General features: G+C 62.6%; 17 protein-coding genes. 7 read left to right on the top strand and 10 right to left on the bottom strand.

Features of this window, described 5'->3' with window-relative positions; genetic code table 11:
- Window positions 1-53: 53 nt before the first annotated feature.
- Window positions 54-647, top strand: coding sequence for a nitroreductase family protein (locus tag P3T24_RS32845; protein ID WP_429289345.1), 594 nt, complete (start codon window positions 54-56; stop codon window positions 645-647).
- Window positions 648-707: 60 nt separating this feature from the next.
- Here P3T24_RS32845 and P3T24_RS32840 read toward each other — a convergent pair whose 3' ends face one another.
- A complete protein-coding gene (locus tag P3T24_RS32840; RefSeq protein ID WP_429440995.1) occupies window positions 708-1,022 on the bottom strand; it encodes an H-NS family nucleoid-associated regulatory protein in 315 nt (104 codons plus the stop codon).
- 315 nt (window positions 1,023-1,337) lie between these two features.
- On the bottom strand, window positions 1,338-2,810 hold the full coding sequence (locus P3T24_RS32835; RefSeq protein ID WP_429440994.1) for an MFS transporter: 1,473 nt from the start codon (window positions 2,808-2,810) through the stop codon (window positions 1,338-1,340).
- Between the two features lie 171 nt (window positions 2,811-2,981).
- Between P3T24_RS32835 and P3T24_RS32830 the strand changes: the two genes are divergently transcribed.
- Window positions 2,982-4,232 carry an Hsp70 family protein gene (locus tag P3T24_RS32830; protein WP_429289341.1) on the top strand — a complete coding sequence of 417 codons (1,251 nt, stop codon included), beginning with the start codon at window positions 2,982-2,984 and terminating at the stop codon, window positions 4,230-4,232.
- An 88-nt stretch (window positions 4,233-4,320) separates the two neighbouring features.
- On the opposite strand, the gene P3T24_RS32825 is transcribed toward P3T24_RS32830, so the two are convergent.
- Window positions 4,321-4,524, bottom strand: a complete 204-nt coding sequence (locus P3T24_RS32825; RefSeq protein ID WP_007180251.1) for a cold-shock protein — start codon at window positions 4,522-4,524, stop codon at window positions 4,321-4,323.
- A 539-nt stretch (window positions 4,525-5,063) separates the two neighbouring features.
- Between P3T24_RS32825 and P3T24_RS32820 the strand changes: the two genes are divergently transcribed.
- Window positions 5,064-6,659 (top strand): APC family permease, encoded by a 1,596-nt coding sequence (locus P3T24_RS32820; RefSeq protein WP_429440992.1) that lies wholly within the window; start codon window positions 5,064-5,066, stop codon window positions 6,657-6,659.
- A 502-nt stretch (window positions 6,660-7,161) separates the two neighbouring features.
- On the opposite strand, the gene P3T24_RS32815 is transcribed toward P3T24_RS32820, so the two are convergent.
- The 7 genes from P3T24_RS32815 to P3T24_RS32785 all read right to left on the bottom strand — a co-directional run bounded on the left by P3T24_RS32815 (window position 7,162) and on the right by P3T24_RS32785 (window position 13,317).
- A complete protein-coding gene (locus P3T24_RS32815) occupies window positions 7,162-7,947 on the bottom strand; it encodes a DODA-type extradiol aromatic ring-opening family dioxygenase (protein WP_429440990.1) in 786 nt (261 codons plus the stop codon).
- A gap of 151 nt (window positions 7,948-8,098) precedes the next feature.
- On the bottom strand, window positions 8,099-8,701 hold the full coding sequence (locus P3T24_RS32810; RefSeq protein WP_429440989.1) for a UbiX family flavin prenyltransferase: 603 nt from the start codon (window positions 8,699-8,701) through the stop codon (window positions 8,099-8,101).
- Between the two features lie 45 nt (window positions 8,702-8,746).
- On the bottom strand, window positions 8,747-9,058 hold the full coding sequence (grxD, locus tag P3T24_RS32805) for a Grx4 family monothiol glutaredoxin (RefSeq protein ID WP_074262611.1): 312 nt from the start codon (window positions 9,056-9,058) through the stop codon (window positions 8,747-8,749).
- A gap of 107 nt (window positions 9,059-9,165) precedes the next feature.
- Complete coding sequence (gene prmC, locus P3T24_RS32800) at window positions 9,166-10,014, bottom strand: peptide chain release factor N(5)-glutamine methyltransferase (protein ID WP_429440988.1); 849 nt, start codon at window positions 10,012-10,014, stop codon at window positions 9,166-9,168.
- Between the two features lie 35 nt (window positions 10,015-10,049).
- The gene (prfA, locus tag P3T24_RS32795; protein WP_429440986.1) at window positions 10,050-11,132 is read right to left on the bottom strand and encodes a peptide chain release factor 1; all 1,083 of its coding nucleotides are present in this window, start codon (window positions 11,130-11,132) and stop codon (window positions 10,050-10,052) included.
- 125 nt (window positions 11,133-11,257) lie between these two features.
- Window positions 11,258-12,544, bottom strand: coding sequence for a glutamyl-tRNA reductase (gene hemA, locus P3T24_RS32790; protein WP_074262608.1), 1,287 nt, complete (start codon window positions 12,542-12,544; stop codon window positions 11,258-11,260).
- 65 nt (window positions 12,545-12,609) lie between these two features.
- A complete protein-coding gene (locus tag P3T24_RS32785) occupies window positions 12,610-13,317 on the bottom strand; it encodes a response regulator transcription factor (protein ID WP_429440985.1) in 708 nt (235 codons plus the stop codon).
- A gap of 193 nt (window positions 13,318-13,510) precedes the next feature.
- Between P3T24_RS32785 and P3T24_RS32780 the strand changes: the two genes are divergently transcribed.
- The 4 genes from P3T24_RS32780 (at window position 13,511) to P3T24_RS32765 (ending at window position 16,836) form a co-directional block, all read left to right on the top strand.
- On the top strand, window positions 13,511-13,765 hold the full coding sequence (locus P3T24_RS32780; RefSeq protein WP_074262607.1) for a hypothetical protein: 255 nt from the start codon (window positions 13,511-13,513) through the stop codon (window positions 13,763-13,765).
- 18 nt (window positions 13,766-13,783) lie between these two features.
- A complete protein-coding gene (locus P3T24_RS32775; protein ID WP_429440983.1) occupies window positions 13,784-15,598 on the top strand; it encodes an aminopeptidase P family protein in 1,815 nt (604 codons plus the stop codon).
- Between the two features lie 66 nt (window positions 15,599-15,664).
- A complete protein-coding gene (locus P3T24_RS32770; RefSeq protein ID WP_429440981.1) occupies window positions 15,665-16,216 on the top strand; it encodes an isochorismatase family protein in 552 nt (183 codons plus the stop codon).
- Window positions 16,213-16,836, top strand: coding sequence for an HAD family hydrolase (locus tag P3T24_RS32765; RefSeq protein ID WP_429440980.1), 624 nt, complete (start codon window positions 16,213-16,215; stop codon window positions 16,834-16,836). Before P3T24_RS32770 ends, P3T24_RS32765 begins: the two co-directional genes overlap by 4 nt.
- The last annotated feature ends 31 nt before the right edge of the window (window positions 16,837-16,867 follow it).

Below are 16,867 nucleotides of genomic sequence, written 5' to 3'. Positions count from 1 at the left end.
TATGTGCCCCGGGCAGCCGCCCGTCGATCATGAATTTCGACTGAGAGAAGCGCATGACCAACAAACCCGCCCCAACCGCAGTTCCCATTCACGAACTGATTGCAGGTCGCTGGAGTCCGCGCGCCTATTCGAGCGAGCCGATCAGCCGTGAGCACCTGCATGCGGTTCTTGAAGCGGCCCGCTGGGCGCCTTCGTCGTACAACGGCCAACCGTGGCGTTTCATTGTGTTCGATCGCAGCAGCGACGAAGTCTCGTTCAAGCGTGCCTTCGCCACGCTGGTGCCGTTCAATCAGGGCTGGAATGCGCCGGCGCCGGTGCTGATCGCCGTGACCACGCATACGCTCACCAACAAGGGTGAAGTGAACCGTTGCGCTCCGTACGATGCGGGCGCGGCCGCGATGGCGCTGGTATTGCAGGCTCACGCGCTAGGTCTCGCTGCGCACCAGATGAGCGGTTTCGACGTCAATGCATTCCGCAAGGCGTTTGCGATCCCCGACGACGTCGAGGTGATCGCGATGATTTCGCTTGGCCACTTCGGCGAAGTCGAGAAGCTCGACCCGGTGCTGCGCGAGCGGGAGAAGTCGGTACGCACGCGTTTTCCGCTGGGCGAGATCGCATATAGCGGTGCATGGAAGAAGGCGTTCTAAGACGCTGGAGAATTGCTCGGAAAGACAGGAAACGCGCGGTCCGCAAGACCGCGCGTTTTTTCATTCGGACACAGTTTCGCTCGACTCGCCGCTCACGCGGTATAGATCGCGCTCCTTGCCTTGCAGCCAACGCGGCGGCCGGCCGCGTCCCGACCAGAGTGCGCCGCTTACCGGGTCCTGATAGAGCGCCGGGCCTTGCTGCGGGGGCGCGCGCCGGCTTGCGCGCGCAGGCAATACATCGCGTGTGGTGAGCCGGTACTCGCACATCAACCGGCGAATTTGCGCGATGACGGCTCGCCTCTCCGCTGCACGCGCAGCGGCAATATCGGCTTCGAGCTGGAGGCGCTGCCTGAGCAGCTCCTGGTAAGACACCATCGGACGGTCCTTTAAGTGCGAAAGAATGATTGCGGTCGACCCGCGGCATTCAATGCTGCCGTTGAGGCCACCGCGTGCCGTTGAAGGAAAAAGCACCAGCGCGCGTGGCGCGCTGGTGAAGCAGGACCGGCCTCTGCTGGTCGGGGAACCGCGAGGGAGACAAGCCGGTCCTGGAGCGATCGTTGAGCCAGCGCGGACTCAGCGAGCGCATGGTTGAACAGTATCTGTAATGGTGGATCGCGAATACTGGCGAGACCGGCAATGCACTGTCCTTATGTGCGGGACAGTGGGTGTTCGTGTTGCACGGCAACGCGCTCACTCGTTGTCTGTCAACGCCGACAACGGAGTGGCAACGTTTTCGAGCGACTTGCGCTCCGCATCGACGCCCCAGATTGCGGCCACCACCGCTGCGCCGATCATCAGTGCCGAGCCGACCAGATAGCCGGTAAACACCGCGCTGCGCTGATGCGTATCGATCAGTCGTCCGAAGAATGCCGGCCCAGCAATACCGCCGAGCGCCGTGCCGAATGCGTAGAACACGGCAATGGCCAATGCGCGAATTTCCAGCGGAAACGATTCGCTCACCGTCAGATAAGCCGAGCTCGCTGCCGCGGAAGCGAAGAAGAAAATCACCATCCACGCAATCGTCTGCGTGGTAACAGTGAGAAGGTTGTGTTCGAACAGATAGCCGCTGAGCGTCAGCAAAATGCCCGAGAGCGCATACGTCGTGAAAATCATCTTGCGGCGGCCGATCACATCGAACAGGCGCCCCAGCAGCAGCGGTCCGAGAAAATTTCCGAGCGCAAACGGCAGCAGATACCAGCCGATATGATCGCCCGGTACGTGATAGAAATCCGTGAGCACGAGCGCATAGGTGAAGAAGATCGCGTTGTAGAAAAACGCCTGCGCGGTCATCAACGAAAGGCCCACCAGCGCGCGGCGCCGATGCACCGTAAAGAGCGCGTGGAAGACTTCGCCGAGTGGCGTGTGGTCACGCGTGCGCAGACGCAAGCGGGTGAGCGGCTCGTCCATCGGCGGATGTCCGGCGCGGCGGAAGCGCGCTTCGATGTTCTCGACGATCGTGGTGGCTTCCGGCGCTTCACCGTGTGTGAGCAGCCAGCGCGGGCTTTCCGGCACCCAGACGCGCATCGGCAGAATCGCGAGCGCGAGCACCGCGCCGATTAAAAAGCACGCGCGCCAGCCCCAGTCGGCGGGTAGCAGATGTGGATCGAGCAACACGAGCGAGCCGGCCGCGCCGATTCCCGCGCCCACCCAGAATGTCCCGTTGATGCCGAGGTCAGTCCAGCCGCGTACACGCGCCGGCGTGAATTCCTGGATCGTCGAATTGATCGCCGTGTATTCGCCGCCGATTCCCGCGCCAGTCAGAAAGCGAAACAACAGGAAGCTCACCAGATTCCACGACAGCGCAGTGGCCGCGGTAGCTGTCAGATACAGCGCGAGCGTGATGAAGAACAGCTTGCGCCGGCCAAGCCGGTCAGTGAGCCAGCCGAAGCCGAGCGCACCGAGCACGGCGCCCGCGATATAGGCACTTCCGGCCAGACCTACGTCGCTGTTGGTAAAGTGCAGCGTTGGACTTGTCTTCAGCGCGCTGGCGACGGCGCCGGCCAGCGTCACTTCGAGCCCGTCGAGCAGCCAGGTGATGCCCAACGCGACCACGATGAGGGAATGAAACTGACCCCAAGGCAGACGATCGAGGCGCGACGGCAGATCGGTTTCGATCACATTGCGCGGTTTTTCCTGCACTGCGGCGCTGACAGGCTCGGTCATTGCGGCAAGTCTCCACGTATGGGGTAATTTGAATGGCGTATCCTTCGCCAATGAGCAATTTCCGTTCCGTTGAACCCGTCCGTAGGGACCCGGTTGATACCCGCCGCGCTTTCGTGATACAAAGCCGGTCCACTTTCTGTCCGCGCCAGCCGTGAGCGGCGATTTACTGCCATGACCTATTGCGCGATTGACTTTGGCACATCGAATTCGGCCGTCGCCGTGCCCGACGGCGCGGCGCTGCGGCTTGCGCCGGTCGAAGGTGCCTACACGACGCTGCCCACTGCAGTGTTCTTCAATACGGACGAAAACACCCGCGACTTCGGCCGCGCGGCGCTCGAAGCGTATATAGACGGCTTCGACGGCCGCCTGATGCGCTCGATGAAAAGCATTCTCGGCTCGGCACTGGCGGAAAACTCGACCGACCTCGGCGACGGCTCGGCGATCAAATACACCGAGGTCATCGCGATCTTCGTCGATCACCTGAAGCGCTCCGCGGAAGCCAGCGCCGGTAGCTCAATCAGCCGCGCGGTGCTGGGCCGCCCTGTGTTCTTCGTCGACGATGATCCGCGCGCCGACCAGCTTGCGCAACAGCAACTGGAGGCGGCGGCGCGTTCGGTGGGCCTGCGGGAGATTCATTTCCAGTACGAGCCGATCGCCGCGGCGTTCGATTATGAGTCGCATCTGACCGAAGAGGGGCTCGTGCTGGTGGCCGACATCGGCGGGGGCACGTCGGACTTCTCGCTGGTACGGGTCGGACCGGATCGCATGAAGCGGGTCGAACGCAAGGACGACGTGCTGGCGCATCACGGCGTGCACGTGGCGGGCACGGACTTCGACCGCCGTGTCGAACTTGCCACCATTCTGCGCGAACTGGGTTATCAGACGCTCGATCCGGAAGGACGCGAGATTCCGAACCGTATCTACTTCGACCTTGCCACGTGGCACCTGATCAACACCGTCTACGGGCCCAAGCGGGTCAGCGAACTGACGCTGATGCGGCACCTGTTCACCGACGTGAAGCACCATGACCGCCTCACGCGGGTCGTCGACCGGCGGCTGGGGCATGCCCTGGCGGCGCACGCGGAAGAGGCGAAGATCGGCGTCGCAGCCGGCGGCGAGACGATGATCGATCTGGAACTGGTGGAAGACGACCTGCGCCTCGCCTTCGACGAAACGCAGCTCATCAAGGCGGGGCACGACGAGACGCTGCGTATCGTGCAGGCCGCGCGCGATACCGTGCAGGCGGCCGGCGTGGCGCCGCGCAACGTGGGCGCGATTTACTTCACCGGCGGTTCAACGGGTTTGGCATTTCTCTCCAGTGCGCTGTCCGCGGCCTTTCCTGACGCCCGGCCGGTATTCGGCGATCGCCTCGCCAGCGTGGCGACGGGCCTTGGCATTCACGCGCGGCGGCTATTCGGATAAACGCCGGCCGTCACGTGTATTGCCGACAGACGTAAAAAAACCCCGCCTTGGCGGGGTTTTTTCTTTGCGTCCAGAAGGAAGCGTGCGCTTACACCGGCTTGATGTTAGCTGCTTGCTTGCCCTTCGGGCCCGTCTTCACTTCAAACGTAACCTTTTGGTTTTCTTGCAGCGTCTTGAAGCCTTCCGTGCGGATTTCCGAGAAATGCGCGAACAGATCTTCACCGCCGCCGTCGGGAGTGATGAAGCCGAAGCCCTTTGCGTCATTGAACCACTTGACGGTACCGGTTTCCATATTACTTGTTCCTAAAGATGGTAAATAAGGCCGAAGCCCGTTGGGTGCATGAAAATCAAGGAAGGGGGTAATGGGACCAACCGGAGTACCGTTGATGGGCGAACTACGAAAGACCAATTCACTCGCCGCTTGAAATCCTGCCCGAACGTTATACGGCGATTTCGAGAGAAGGTCAACACTCTCAGCACATCTTTACAAGGTTTTAGGGCCAGGCGCGACGGGCGCTTACGAAACTTGCGTTCCCCTTAATTTCTCGCTAGGGATAACCCTAGCTTCGCCTGCATTCTTTCGGTGCAACCGTTAAACTACGCGCCGCGCCAGGGTTGCACCTGATCCCAGGTATAAGCCTGCGCCCATCATGCCCGTCACCCCGTCTCCAGCGTCAAAGCATTGCCGCGGTGCCGACATGTTTTTGACCTGACCGCATTCGCATGGGACCGGAGTAAGCGCTAAAGCGCTTACTCCGGTCGACCGCAACAAGTTGCATGGGGCCAGAGTAGGCGCTTCAGCGCCAACTCTGGTCGACAATAGGAGAAGACGTGAAAAGTTCTATTCAACGGAACATTGGCCCGTTCGCGCTGATGCTGACCGGCCTCGGCTCGATCATCGGATCGGGCTGGCTGTTCGGTGCGTGGAAGGCGGCAAAAATTGCAGGCCCCGCAGCGATCTGCGCCTGGATAATCGGCGCGGTGGTGATTCTGGCGATCGCACTCACCTATGCTGAACTCGGCGCGATGTTCCCGGAGTCGGGCGGCATGGTGCGTTACGCGCGCTATTCGCACGGCGCGCTGGTCGGTTTTGTTAGCGCATGGGCTAACTGGATCGCGATCGTGTCGGTGATTCCAATCGAAGCCGAAGCGTCGATTCAATACATGAGCACATGGCCATATCCATGGGCTCATGCATTGTTCGTGAATGGGTCATTAACCACGAATGGGTTATTGCTCTCTGCGATCCTCGTGATTATCTATTTCATGCTCAATTATTGGGGCGTGAAGCTGTTTGCACGCGCCAATACGACTATCACGATCTTCAAGTTCGTGATTCCCGCGGCAACGATCGCTGGTTTGATGGCGGCAGGTTTCCATCACGAGAACTTCGGCGAGGCGAGCACGTTTGCGCCGTATGGCTGGTCGGCAGTGTTCACGGCGGTGGCGACGAGCGGTATCGTGTTCGCGTTCAACGGCTTCCAGAGCCCGATCAACCTCGCGGGTGAAGCGCGCAACCCGGCGAAGAGCGTGCCGTTCGCGGTGATCGGCTCGATCCTGCTGGCACTGGTGATCTATGTGCTGCTGCAGATTGCCTATATCGGTGCAGTGAATCCGGTTGACGTGATGAAGGGCTGGAGCCACTTCAGCTTCGCGTCGCCTTTCGCTGAACTGGCGCTTGCACTGAACCTCAACTGGCTGGCGTTCCTGCTGTACGTGGATGCGTTCGTCAGCCCGAGCGGCACAGGTACGACCTATATGGCGACCACGAGCCGCATGATCTACGCCATGGAGCGCAACAACACGATGCCGAAGATGTTCGGCAACGTGCACCCTATCTACGGCGTGCCGCGTCAGGCGATGTGGTTCAACCTGCTGGTTTCGTTCATCTTCCTGTTCTTCTTCCGCGGCTGGAGTTCGCTCGCGGCAGTGATTTCGGTTGCGACCGTGATTTCGTACCTGACGGGTCCGATCAGCCTGATGGCACTGCGCCGCGCGGCGACGGATCTGGATCGTCCGCTGCATATCCCGGGCATGAAGATCATTGCGCCGTTTGCGTTCGTTTGCGCATCGCTGGTGCTGTACTGGGCGAAGTGGCCGCTGACCGGCGAAATCATCCTGCTGATGATCGTCGCTCTGCCGGTGTACTTCTACTTCCAGGCGAAGTCAGGCTTTAGCGGCTACGAGCGCGATCTGAAGGCGGCATGGTGGCTGGTGGCGTACCTGCCGGTGATGGCGGTGCTTTCGCTGATCGGCAGCAAGCAGTTTGGCGGTCACGACGTTCTGCCGTATGGCTGGGACATGCTGACCGTGATCGTCTTCGCGCTGATTTTCTATTACTGGGGCGTGCACACCGGTTATCGCACCGACTACCTTGATGAGCGCGATGTCCACGACGAAGTGCTCGAGGGGATGGGCGCGCATTGATCGTCCGCGCTGCCAGATCCTGGCCCGGATGCCGCGGCTGTATTGCTGGCTCCGGGGTTTCGGGACAAAAAAGCCGCCTGAGTTTCCTGCCCGTACCACAGAGGTGTTGGCGAACGGGCAGGCCTGGTTGGCGATTACTGCGAGCCTCTTCGGAGGCTCGCTTTTTTAGGCGCATTGAAAGCCTATACGGGCCTTGGCCATGCGAAAGCACGGGGTGCCGATACGCTTCACTATATGGCATCAAATTTCTCATAATTGCTTCATTTTAAGGAAGCAATTGTCTTGGATCTGATGCACAGCAAGCCATTGATTGCGAGGCAATTTGCTTCGAACGGCGCTCGCCCAGCCCGATATTGCCGGCAAGAAAAAGACCCGCAATCCCTCCAGGACGCGGGTCTCAGCGCTAATTAGCCCAAAAACCCGACACCGTTGTAGTCCGGATAGCTGAGTCTCCTCAGACGGGCTTTTACTATTCGGCGTGGCCGGCGCGGCGCATTGACGCTTACGCCGTGCCGAACACGTAGTTCGTCATCGCCAGCGACTTCTGGAACGTCCCGAGCGACTGGATCGCGAGCGTGTAGTCGTCGTCTGCCGCGCCGAGCGCAGCGAATACCGGCAACAGGTGCTCGTCGGTTGGATGCATGTACGCGGCGTGCGGTGCCTGGCGGCGATAGTCGAGCAGCGCGTCGATATCGTGCCCGGCCAGCTTCGTTTCGAACCAGTCGGTGAATTCGGTCACGCGCGGATCAGCGTCTTCCGGGCGCGCGGAGAAATCGGCGGCGCGCAGATTGTGCGTGATCTGGCCAGAGCCGGTCACCATCACGCCCTCGTCCCTCAGCGCCCGCAGCGCGCGGCCAAGTCGAAAGTGGTGGGTGGCGTCCATGTGTGGCTGGATCGACAACTGCGCCACCGGGACGTCGGCGTTCGGAAACATCAGCAGCATCGGCACCCAGGCGCCGTGATCGAGGCCGTGCGGCTGCGTATCGGCGAGCAGGCCGTGTTCATTGAGCAGCGCGGCGGCGCGTCGTGCGATATCCGGCGCGCCCGGCGCGGGGTACTGGATCTCGTATAACTGACGCGGAAAGCCGTAGAAATCGTGGATTGTCTCTGGATGCGCAGCGGTGCTCGCCAGCGGTTGAGCGGTGCCCCAGTGGGCCGACAGCATCAGGATGGCTTCCGGACGAGGCAACTGGGCCGACAGCGTGCCGAACTCGGCAGACGGCATCGAAGGGTCGATCGGCAACGTTGGCGCGCCGTGGGACAGGAAAAGCGACGGCATACGGTTCATGGCAGCGAAGTCCGCAGCAAGTGCGGCTCGTAAGTTGGGTTGCTACCAATATAAGGCCGCACTCCCGTTTGATAAACGGGTGAATCCGGATTTGATTGCGTCGCGCGGGTTGTCAATCGGCACGCTTCCCGCATGCCGCGCCGCAGATGAGCTATTCCGCCTGCGAGTTACGCAGCCCCACCCAGGCGGGCGAAAGCGATGGCCCCAGCGCAAAAAGATCTAGCACGCGCGCTACGGTGTGATCGACCATCTCGTCGATCGAGGCAGGCTGGTTATAGAAGGCCGGCAGCGGCGGAAAGATCACGCCGCCCATTTCGGTGACGGCGGTCATATTGCGCAGATGCGCGAGGTTTAGCGGCGTTTCGCGCACCATCAGCACGAGGCGGCGTCGTTCCTTGAGCGTAACGTCGGCGGCGCGGGTGATCAGGTTGTCCGAGAGACCGTGGGCGATGCTCGCCAGCGTCTTCATGGAGCAGGGCGCAACGATCATGCCGTCGGTCGAGAACGAGCCGGATGCAATGCTCGCACCCACATCGCGCACCGAATGGACGACATCCGCCAGCGGATGCACGTCTTCTTTGCTTAACTGGAGTTCGTGCTGGATATTAAGCCAGCCGGCGCTGGAAATCAGCAGATGGGATTCCACGCCGCCCAACCTGCGCAGCGTTTCAAGCAACCGGATGCCGTAGACGGCGCCGGTCGCGCCGGTGATCGCGACGATCAGCCGGCGAGGCGCCGCAGCGCGTGTTTCCATGGCTGGCGGCACCTGAGGTTCAGCTTCTGAAACGGCAGGCGACGATCAGGCTGCAGCAAACAGCTGCTGCAGTTCGCCGTTCTGATACATCTCCATCATGATGTCCGAGCCGCCGATGAACTCGCCCTTCACGTAGAGCTGGGGAATGGTCGGCCAGTTGGAGAATTCCTTGATGCCCTGGCGCACTTCGTCGTCCTCGAGGACGTTGACGGTCTTGGGCGCGTCGACGCCGCAGGCCTTCAGGATCTGGATGGCGCGGCCAGAAAAGCCGCACATCGGGAACTGCGCGGTGCCCTTCATGAAGAGCACGACGGCGTTGTCGTCGACGATTTGCTTGATGCGTTGTTGCGTATCCATGGCTGACCTTGCGGTTCCGGAATGTGGTGGAGATAGATTGAAATGATAGCGGATTTCGTTGCGACGGGCTGACGGCGGTGTCGGCGCGGCTCTCGCGCGATCTTCGTTTATACGCCCGCTCGCCACTCGCCGCCGCTGATGCGTTCGATCCCGGCAAGATCGCATTCCGAGCGCACGGCTGCGAAACCGGCTTGAGCCAGCAGCATGCGCACGGCTGCGGCCTGATCGTAGCCGTGTTCGAGCCAAAGCACCCCGCCGCGTTGTTCGTCGAAGCGAGTGGGCGCGCCGGCGATGATGGCGCGGATCGCGCTGAGGCCGTCCGCCTCATCGGTCAAGGCACCGCGCGGTTCGAAGCGCAAGTCGCCTTCCGTCAGATGCGGGTCGCCGCTGGCAATATACGGTGGATTACTAACGATCACGTCAAAGCGCAGCGCGCGCTCGAGCGCATCGTACCAGTCGCTGCGCTCGAGCTGCACGGGACCGCCGGGGCGCGCCGCGTCCAGCAGCCGGGCGGCATTGCGAGCGGCGACGGCCAACGCTTCACCTGAACGGTCGACGGCCCAGACCTGCGCATCGGGCCTGACCGAGGCGATGGCGACTGCGATCGCGCCGCTGCCCGTGCCGAGATCGAGCATACGCGGCCGCGCGATCCCGTCCAGCGCCGCCAGCGCGGTTTCGACCAGCAGTTCGGTTTCCGGCCGCGGGATCAGCACATCCGGCGTCACTTCGAAATCGAGCCCGAAGAATTCGCGCGCGCCGATCAGCTGCGCCACCGGTTCACCGGCAACACGCCGTGCCTCTAGTGCCTGAAAACGCGCCACGGGTTCGGCGTCGAGCGGCTCGTCGCTGCGCGTGATCAACTCGGTGCGGCGCCAGCCGAGCGCGTGCCCGAGCAGGATCCGCGCTTCGAGCGGCGGCAGGGCCGAGGTGCGCAGCAGGCCGGCGACGTTATTCATGGGCATGGCGGTGGTTTCGCATCCAGCCAATGCGCTTAGTCCGCATCGCCGAGCGACGCCAGCAACTCAGCCTGATGCTCGCTGACCAGCGCGGCGATCAGTTCGTCGAGATCGCCGTCCATGATCGACTCGAGGCGGTACAGTGTCAGGTTGATTCGGTGATCGGTGAGACGCCCCTGGGGGAAGTTGTAGGTACGGATGCGCTCCGAGCGGTCGCCCGAGCCGATCAGACTCTTACGGGTCGCGGCTTCCTTGGCGTGCTGCTCGTGATACTGCTTGTCCTTGATACGAGCGGCCAGCACCTTCAGCGCGCGATCCTTGTTCTTGTGCTGCGAGCGATCGTCCTGGCACTCCACGACGATGCCGGTCGGCAGGTGGGTCACCCGCACGGCCGAATCGGTCTTGTTGATGTGCTGACCGCCGGCACCCGACGCGCGGAACGTATCGATACGCAGATCGGCTGGATTGATCTCCACTTCGCCGATCTCATCCGCTTCCGGCATCACCGCGACCGTACATGCCGAAGTGTGGATTCGCCCTTGGGTTTCAGTCGCTGGAACGCGTTGCACGCGGTGGCCGCCAGACTCGAACTTGAGCTTCGAATACGCCGCTTCCCCGGCGATACGCACGATCACTTCCTTATAGCCGCCCAGATCCGATTCGCTGGCCGACATCATTTCGACCTGCCAACGGTTGCGTTCGGCGAAGCGCAGATACATCCGCAGCAGATCACCCGCGAACAGCGCAGACTCGTCGCCGCCCGTGCCGGCGCGGATTTCGAGGAAGATATTGCGATCGTCGTTGGGGTCTTTCGGCAGCAGCATTTTCTGCAGCTCGGCGCCGAGTTGCTCCATCCGCTCGCGGGCCGTGCGGATCTCTTCTTCGGCGAAATCGCGCATTCCCGCGTCCGCCAGCAGTTCCTGCGCGGTGATTGCGTCGTTGCTGGCCTGGCGCCACAGCGCGTAGTGCTCGACCACCGGCCCGAGCTCGGCGTGTTCACGCGTCAGCTTGCGGTATTGGTCGAGATTCGAGGTGACGTCCTCGCGGCTCAACAGATCGTTCAGTTCGGCCAGCCGGGTGGTGAGCTGGTCGAGCTTGCTTTGCATGCTCGTTTTCATCGGACGGTACGGAGCGGGCTCCGGAAAGGATGGCGTAACTGGGGAGGCGGGCGCAAGCCCTGGAGGTTGGCGCCGGCCTGCCGAAGCGAAATCAAATGGCGAGGCGGCGCGCGGCGGCAGCGCCGCTAACGTTCCGAAGAGCCGGAATGTTTGTAGAAACCGCCCATCAGTTCGATGAGCTTATCGCGATTCTCGCTGCTGGCGCGATTGAGTGCGTGCGTCGGACCATGGATCAGCTTGTTGGTCAGCGCCTGCGACAGCGCCTCGATCACGGCAGCCGGATCCTCGCCGCGCGCGAGCGCCTTTTGCGCGCGTTCGACTTCGGCCCGGCGCAGCAGATCCGCCTGCGTATGCATATGACGGATCACCGGCACGATGCTGCGCGCGTCGAGCCACTGCATGAAATTCTGCACCCGGGTTTCGATGATCGCTTCGGCCTGCGCGACCGCCGCCTGACGCGAGGCGTTGCCTTCACGCACGATGGCGCCGAGATCGTCGACGGTGTAGAGGAAGACGTCTTGAAGCTTGCCGACTTCCGGCTCGATGTCACGCGGCACCGCCAGGTCGACCATGAAAATAGGCCGGTGGCGGCGCGCTTTCACCGCGCGCTCGACCGCGCCCAGACCGATGATCGGCAACGTGGAAGCAGTACACGAGACGATGATGTCGAACTCATGCATCCGCGTGGGCAGTTCAGATAGCGGGATCGCCCGGCCATTGAAGCGCTCGGCGAGTCGCGTGCCGCGCTCCGCGGTGCGGTTCGCCACCACCAGTTCGCGCGGCTGCTGGGCCGCGAAGTGCGTCGCGCACAGCTCGATCATTTCTCCCGCGCCGATGAACAGCACGCGCTGGTTCGACACCTTGTCGAAGATGCGCTGCGCGAGCCGCACGGCTGCTGCCGCCATCGAAACCGATTGCGCCCCGATTTCGGTGGTGCTGCGGACTTCCTTCGCCACCGCGAAGGTGCGCTGGAACAACTGGTTCAGATAGGTGCCCAGGGCGCCGGCTTCCGAAGCCGTGCGCACGGCGTCCTTCATTTGCCCGACGATCTGCGTCTCGCCCAGCACCATCGAATCGAGCCCCGACGCGACCCGGAACGCGTGACGCACGGCTTCCGACTGCGGCAGCGCGTACACGTGCGGCGCCAGTTCACTGACCGGCAGCTTGTGATACTGCGAAAACCACTGGATAGCCGCCTCGCGGACCGCATGATCGTCGGTCGCGCAATAGAGTTCGGTGCGGTTGCAGGTGGAGAGAATGGCTGCTTCAGGCGCGCTCCGGGCGGCGGGGCCGAGCCAGATGTCCTTGAAGGTTGCCAATGCAGGTTTGATCTGTTCGAGCGGAAACGCCACGCGTTCGCGCAAGGCGACGGGCGCGGTGTGGTGATTGATTCCGATCGTTAGAAGCTGCATGTGCGGGACTATGGTTTAGCCCAATATTATAGCGTTTTCGCATTTCTTTCAGTTCTACGGCCGCTTCAGGCTCCCACGGCGCGTTCCGGCGGGACTGCGTCGAGCTGGTAACCGTAGCCGTAGAGCGGGGTCAACAAATAGCCATGCTCAGGGCGCAACTGCAGTTTGGTGCGCACCCGCGACGCGTGCGTGTCGAGCGTACGCGATCTTACGTCACGCCGGCGGCCCCAGACTGTTTCGAGAATGTGCACGCGCGACACCGGCCGCGACACATTAATAAACAGTAGAAGCGCGAAACGGAATTCCTTGGGGGTTAGTGCCACTGTCTGTTCAAGGAATGTAACGGTAAAGTGCGCGGCGTCGAATGCATAAGCGCCGAACACATCGAGCCGGCGGTTGGGCGGACGGCGCAGTCCGGCGCGTCGCAGCAGCGCCTCGACACGGGCTAGCATTTCCGGCCCACGTACCGGTTTAACCAGACAATCGTCGGCGCCGGCATGAAGTGCTGCGACAATCTCACTTTCGCGCGGCGCCGACATCAGCATGATGACCGGCAAGCCTGGCAGAACGCTGCGCGCCCGAGGGATGACATCTTCGGCAGAGCGGTCGCCTGCCCAACTATCGGTCAACAGGAGATCGAAGAACTGGCTGGCCGCGTGCACCAGGAACGGTTCGCTGGCGATGAAGTGTTGGCAGCCGTGGCCGCCGGCGAAAATCAGCCGGTCGACCAGTTCCGCGTGGCGCGGGTCAGGCTCGATGAGAGCGATTCGCATAGAACGCGATTTCAGCGTGGCGGGCGTGGGCGGCATTCCTTTCGGCTTGCCTAAATGTGACCCCGGCCCCTAAACTCGACCGCTATGCGGGAAGCGCCGTGCTGACCTTTATAATTAACGAGAGAAAAATGCTAGCTGTCCGAACGCTTTGCGCATATGGGAAGAGTCCGAAAGTGAGTGAGGTCCCCTACTGATGGGTTGGCCTGGTATCGTGTTGCTGGGCGTGGCCGTCGGCCTTGCGGGCTGGTGGTTCCATCCGCTGCGGCGCGCGAGCCGGGCACGTATCTGGGTGGCGTTGCTGATGGGTGTGCTGGGCGCAGTGTTCGCCAGCCTGGCCGGCAACGTGACTGGTCTCTTCCATGATGGTGATACGCTCGAATGGCCGGTGTGTACGGCTGTTGCGTTGATTGCCGTTGCCGTGACGGTCGGCTTGTTCTCCCGTCGCTGAACTTTGCAGGTGAATCTGATGAATGCCCGACTTCCCGAAACCTCTTCCGTTCCCGAGCGGATCGCCCACCTGCGTGGCGCGATGACGCGCGAGGGCCTCGCGGCCTATCTGGTTCCGTCTGCCGATCCTCACCTATCCGAGTATCTGCCGGGACGCTGGCAGGGTCGCCAATGGCTATCGGGTTTCACCGGCTCGGCCGGCACGCTGGTCGTGACAGACAGCTTTGCCGGCTTGTGGACCGATAGCCGTTATTGGGAGCAGGCCGAAGCGCAACTGACCGGCACCGGCGTCGAGTTGATGAAGATGTTCGGCGGCCAGCAGTCGCAGCCGCACTTCGAATGGATGGCGCAAAACCTGCCGGCTGGCGCGACCGTCGGTGTCGACGGTGCGGTGTTGGGGCTGGCCGCCGCACGCTCGCTGACGCACGCGCTGAGCGCTTACGGAGTAAAGCTGCGCACCGACGTCGATCTGTTCGATGCGATCTGGCTCCAGCGGCCGGCGCTGCCCACCGAAAAGGTGTTCGAGCACACCGCGCCGCACGCCACCGTGGCCCGTTCCGAGAAACTCGACCAGATTCGCCGTGCGATGCAGGACAAGGGCGCGCAATGGCACTTCATTTCGACGCTCGACGATCTCGCGTGGCTGTTCAACCTGCGCGGCGCCGACGTCAGCTACAACCCGGTATTCGTTGCGCATGCGCTGATCGGACTGGACCGCGTCTCGCTGTTCGTGGCCGACGGCAAGGTGCCGCGGGCGCTGGCTGAAGCGCTGGCGCGCGACGGCATCCATGTCGAATCGTATGGCAAGGCCGCCGCGGCCCTCGCGGGGTTGCCTGGCGGTGCGAGCCTGCTGATCGATCCGCGCCGGATCACGTATGGCCTGCTGCAGTCGGTGCCGACGACGGTGAACATCGTCGAGGCAGTGAATCCGTCCACCTTCCTTAAATCGCGCAAGACTGAGGCGGATGCCGAGCACGTACGCGCGACGATGGAGCAGGACGGCGCGGCGCTCACTGAATTCTTCGCCTGGTTCGAAGGCGCGCAGGGTCGCGAAACGATCACCGAGCTGACCGTGGACGAACGTCTGACGGCCGCTCGTGCCCGTCGTCCGGATTTCATTTCGCTGAGCTTTGCGACCATCGCGGGCTTCAACGCCAACGGCGCGATGCCGCACTATCGCGCGAGCGCGGCGTCGCATTCGACCATCGAAGGCAACGGCCTGCTGCTGATCGACTCGGGCGCCCAGTATCTGACGGGCACGACGGATATCACGCGGGTCGTGCCGGTCGGCACGCTGAGCGACGCGCAGCGCCGCGATTGCACAGTGGTGCTGAAGGGGATGATGGCGCTGTCGCGGGCGCGGTTTCCGCGCGGCATCCGCTCGCCGATGCTCGACTCGATCGCGCGCGCGCCGATCTGGGAAGCCGGGGCCGATTACGGTCACGGTACCGGGCATGGTGTCGGCTACTTCCTGAACGTGCACGAAGGCCCGCAGATCATTTCGCACTACGCGCCGGCCGAACCGTTCACGGCAATGGAAGAGGGCATGATCACCTCGGTCGAACCGGGTATTTACCGGCCGGGCAAGTGGGGCGTGCGGATCGAGAACCTCGTGCTGAACCGCGCGGCCGAGAAAACCGAGTTCGGTGATTTCCTCAAGTTCGAGACGCTGACGCTGTGTCCGATCGATACGCGCTGCTTCGACCTGTCGATGCTGCGCGAGGACGAGCGTGCATGGCTGAACGCGTATCACGAGATGGTGCGCACGCGGATTTCGCCGCATGTGTCGGGCGAAGCGAAAGCGTGGCTGGAGACGCGAACGCAGGCCGTCTAGGCGACTTGCGGGAGATAGCGCGTCGCGCGCCGTTGCGGTTCGATTCGATTACGAGGAGTGCTACAGATGACGGGCGTGGCAGTAGTGGTGATCGATGTGCAATATGCGTTCTTCTCCGGCCCGAACGCCGCGTATCGCGGCGCTGAGGTGATCGACGGCATCAACCGTCTGACGGCGGCGGCGCGCGCAGCGGGCGCGCCGGTCTTCATCGTCCAGCACGATGAAGAGGGCGACGAGGAAGTCGAGTACGGTAGCGAGGGCTGGCAACTGCCAGCCGGCCTCGTGCGCACCGGCGGCGACACGCTCATCAGGAAATCGGTTGGCGATTCGTTTCACGAGACTCCGCTTAAAGCGCACCTGGACCGGCTCGGCATCGACCGTCTCGTGATCTGCGGTTACGCCACCGAGTTTTGCATCGACACCGGCGCGCGCCGCGCTGCCTTGCTCGGCTACCGGACGACAGTCGTCTCCGATCTTCACACCACCCAGCAGACTTCACAGCTCACGCCCGAACAGATCGTCGCGCACTACAACCGCGTGTGGGAGCATTCCTCCCTGCAGGGCAACCGCGTCTCGGTTCGCCCGCTCGCCGACGTTCTCGCCACGGAGTTCGCATGAACATCAAGGCGGTGGTGTTCGACTTCGGCGGCGTGCTGATCGACTGGAGCCCTGAATATCTGTTTGGCGAACTGATCCCGGACGAGACCGAGCGCCGCTGGTTTCTGACGCATGTCTGTTCGATGGAGTGGATCCTTCGTCAGGATGGCGGTCAGACGATCGCGGACGGCACGGCCGAACTGATCGCGCAGTTTCCCGATCACGAGCCGTTGATCCGCGCGTTCTACGAGCGCTGGCACGAGATGATCCGCGGCGTGCTCGAGGACACCGTGACGGTCCTCGACAAGCTCGATGCAGCGGGCGTGCCGCTGTTCGGTCTCACCAACTGGTCCGACGAGACGTTTCCGTATGCGTGGGAGAACTTCCCGGTGCTACGGCGCTTCCGCGACGTCGTGGTGTCCGGCCGCGTCAAAATGGTCAAGCCTGATCCGGCGATCTTTGCTGAAATGCACCGGCGCATCGAGGTTCAACTGCCCGGCATCGAAGCGCAGGAACTGGTGTTTATCGACGATGTCACGAGGAACGTCGCGGCCGCGACTGCGCTCGGCTGGAACGCCATCCATCACACGTCTGCAGCGCAGACAGAAGCGAAGCTGCGCGAGCTCGGTTTGCCGGTCTAACCCAGGCGGCGCCCGTTAGGGCGCTGGCGCT

The organism is Paraburkholderia sp. GAS33, assembly GCF_050436645.1.
GTDB classification, from domain to species: Bacteria; Pseudomonadota; Gammaproteobacteria; order Burkholderiales; family Burkholderiaceae; genus Paraburkholderia; species Paraburkholderia phenazinium_B.
The sequence above is the reverse complement of the archived record's forward strand: the minus strand, read 5'-3'. Positions and strand labels throughout refer to the sequence as shown.